The 2715-nt window shown below is 69.3% G+C and carries 3 protein-coding genes; 2 read left to right on the top strand and 1 reads right to left on the bottom strand.

Annotated features, from left to right (window positions below):
- The coding region (locus ACYC1Z_RS15070) for a hypothetical protein (protein WP_461410326.1) at window positions 1–208 on the bottom strand (208 nt) is incomplete at its 3' end.
- Window positions 209–740: 532 nt separating this feature from the next.
- Between ACYC1Z_RS15070 and ACYC1Z_RS15065 the strand changes: the two genes are divergently transcribed.
- Both ACYC1Z_RS15065 and ACYC1Z_RS15060 read left to right on the top strand, forming a co-directional pair.
- Entirely contained in the window at window positions 741–1211 is a 471-nt protein-coding gene (locus tag ACYC1Z_RS15065) for a transposase (protein WP_461410325.1), read from the top strand.
- A complete protein-coding gene (locus ACYC1Z_RS15060; protein ID WP_461410324.1) occupies window positions 1208–2245 on the top strand; it encodes an IS3 family transposase in 1038 nt (345 codons plus the stop codon). The genes ACYC1Z_RS15065 and ACYC1Z_RS15060 overlap by 4 nt, the downstream gene beginning before the upstream one ends.
- The last annotated feature ends 470 nt before the right edge of the window (window positions 2246–2715 follow it).

Here is a 2715-nt window from a genome sequence, read left to right as displayed (position 1 = left end):
CGTGTCCCTCAAGAGCCTCTCGAGCAAGTTGTACCTCGCCATCGCCGCCCTGGCCCTGGGTCTGTGGTTTTTCGGCGTCGCTGGCCAAACCATCGCCACGGTGGTCCTCGTCGCATTCATGATGACCATGCATGCGGGTGGGCACGGTGGGCACGGTGGGGGTGGCGGACACGGTGGTGGTGGCGGGCACGGTGGGGGTGGCGGGCACGGGAGCTCGACACCGCCCCCCGGTGCCGAGGCGGGCACGCACCATCCCGAGCCGGGAACTCATAGTGGCCGGGCCCTGGAGGCGACGCAGTCCGTGGCAACAGATCGGGCCGATCCTCCGCAGGCGAGATCCGGCTGCCACTAGCGTCCGGTTCACTACGGGTCGGTCGCTGTGTTGCCGGCGGGGTGTGTTGCCGTGGGATACACAGGGAGAGTGCCCACGATCGGTGTTGTCGACCCACCCTCCGAACGTGGAGGTTCGTCGTGGACCCCGACCTGGACGACCCCGGCGTCGAGCTGCTGCGCCCGGCCCGCCGAACGATGACGAAGTGAGGGGCGCGACGCACAGCTCCCAGCGCCCCGACCACACGACGGCCTCGAGGACCAAGGAAGAACGACGTCGACGGGCGAGCGGGACACCATGCTCGGCGCGCCAAGGACTCCCACCAGGAGCAGAGGCCCTATCTGTCACGCTGGTGTGAGACACCAGGTCAGCCAGGATGATGGCTGGGCGGGGACAGGAGAACAGGACCATGACGACCACCACTAACGCGTCGACGACCTCGACGACGGCGGGCCACGCGAGCCAGGCGAGTCCAGCTGGTCTGGACGCTCCGGCTGGGACGCCGGCGGGTCCGCGTGCCGGGCAGGCGGTGCGGCGCACGTTCACCGCGGAGTACAAGCGGGCGATCGTGGCCGAGTACGACGCGGCCCCGGTCGGGTCGAAGGGAGCGGTGCTGCGCCGGGAACGATTGTATGACTCCCACGTCAAGGAGTGGCGGGCCGCGCTCGATGCCGGCACGCTCGATGCCCCGCCGCGGCGGGGCCGGCGGCCACGCACGCCCGAGCAGGGCCGCGTCGCCGAGCTGGAGAAGCAGGTCGCCCGCCTTCAGGCCGAGTCGGCGAGGAAGGATGAGGTCATCGCCGATCGTGAGGCCGCGCTCGAGGTCCTGGGAAAAGGAGTCGCGTTCTTGGAAGCGCTCTCGGCGAGCAGGGCGCCGTGAGGCGCCAGGAGTACCGCACCTGGCAGGCCGGCACCGTTGATGACCTCGCCCCGCACGTCGGCATCGCCAGGGCGTGCGCCCTGGTGGGCCGCTCACGGGCGACCCACCACCGCCAGGCCCACCCCGCCCCACGGGTGCACGGGCCCTGGCCCAGGCCGCACCATCGAGGTGAGCTGTCCGAGGCTGAACGCGTCGGGGTGCTCGCCGTCCTGAACAGCGTGGCCTACGCGGACATGGCGGTCGCCCAGGTCTGGGCCCGCGAGCTCGACGAGGGCCGCTACCACTGCTCACAGTCCACGATGTACCGGATCCTGGCCGAGGCCGGGCAGAACGGGGAACGGCGCCGGCAGGCCACCCACCCGCCCAAGGTCGTGCCCGAACTGGTCGCCGAAGCGCCGAACGAGGTGTGGAGCTGGGATATCACGAAGATGCGCGGGCCCTCGAAGGGCTGCTGGTACCACGCCTACGTCATCCTCGACATCTTCTCCCGCTACATCCTGGGCTGGCGCATCGAGTCGGTCGAGGACGGGCTCCTGGCCACCGACCTGATCGCCGAGATCATCGCCGAGCAGGACACGCCCCCGGCCTACCTGCACGCCGACCGGGGCGCGGCGATGACCTCCAAACCGCTGGCCTCGCTGCTGGTCGACCTGGACGTGACCCGCTCGCACAACCGCCCGCGCACGAGTAACGACAACCCGTTCAGCGAGTCGCAGTTCAAGACGATGAAGTACGTGCCCGACTACCCCGTCAGGTTCGACTCCATCACCCACGCCCGGGCGTGGATGAGCGAGTTCGTCCCCTGGTACAACCACGAGCACCGCCACTCCGGTATCGGACTACATACCCCCGCAAGTGTCCACTACGGCACCGCCGACGACGTCCGCGACCGGCGACAGGCCACCCTCGACGCCGCCTACGCGGCCCACCCCGAACGCTTCACCCGCCGCCCCCGCGCGCCCCGGCTACCTGAGCGCGTCACCATCAACGACCCCACCAAACGAACCCACAACCGCGAGCCTCAAAAGGCTTGACACGTCTCACTTGACTTGACATCTACCGAGCACGCGAGGCGGTACATGACCCTCCGGCGGTGCATGACCCTCCCGTGGTACATGACCCTCCGGTGGCCGCTGCTCCCCACGACCTGGTCGCTGGCCCGTGGTCCGGGGTGTTCTGCGGGTGGTCCCCAGGTGCCTGCCGTCGCGGCGGTGGAAGTCGAACCCGTCGGCCAGCACGGTGACGTCGATGTGCTCGTCGTGGATCCGGTGGTGGTGGAAGGAGCACACCGTCATGCCATGCCCGACCGTGGTCGGCCCACCCTTGGAGTACCACCACAGATGGTGGACCTCGCACCACGAGGCCCGGATCGAGCACCCCGGCCACTGACACGCCCGACGGAACCTGTCAACCTTGGTGGGTCAGTGGTCGAGCTGAATCGTTGAGTTCGTCGTCTCCTTCGGGGGCTGGTTGATCCAAGCCGTCTCTGGCCGGGCGAGCGGGA

The sequence above is a fragment of the Georgenia sp. genome (assembly GCF_054605595.1).
The sequence above is the reverse complement of the archived record's forward strand: the minus strand, read 5'-3'. Positions and strand labels throughout refer to the sequence as shown.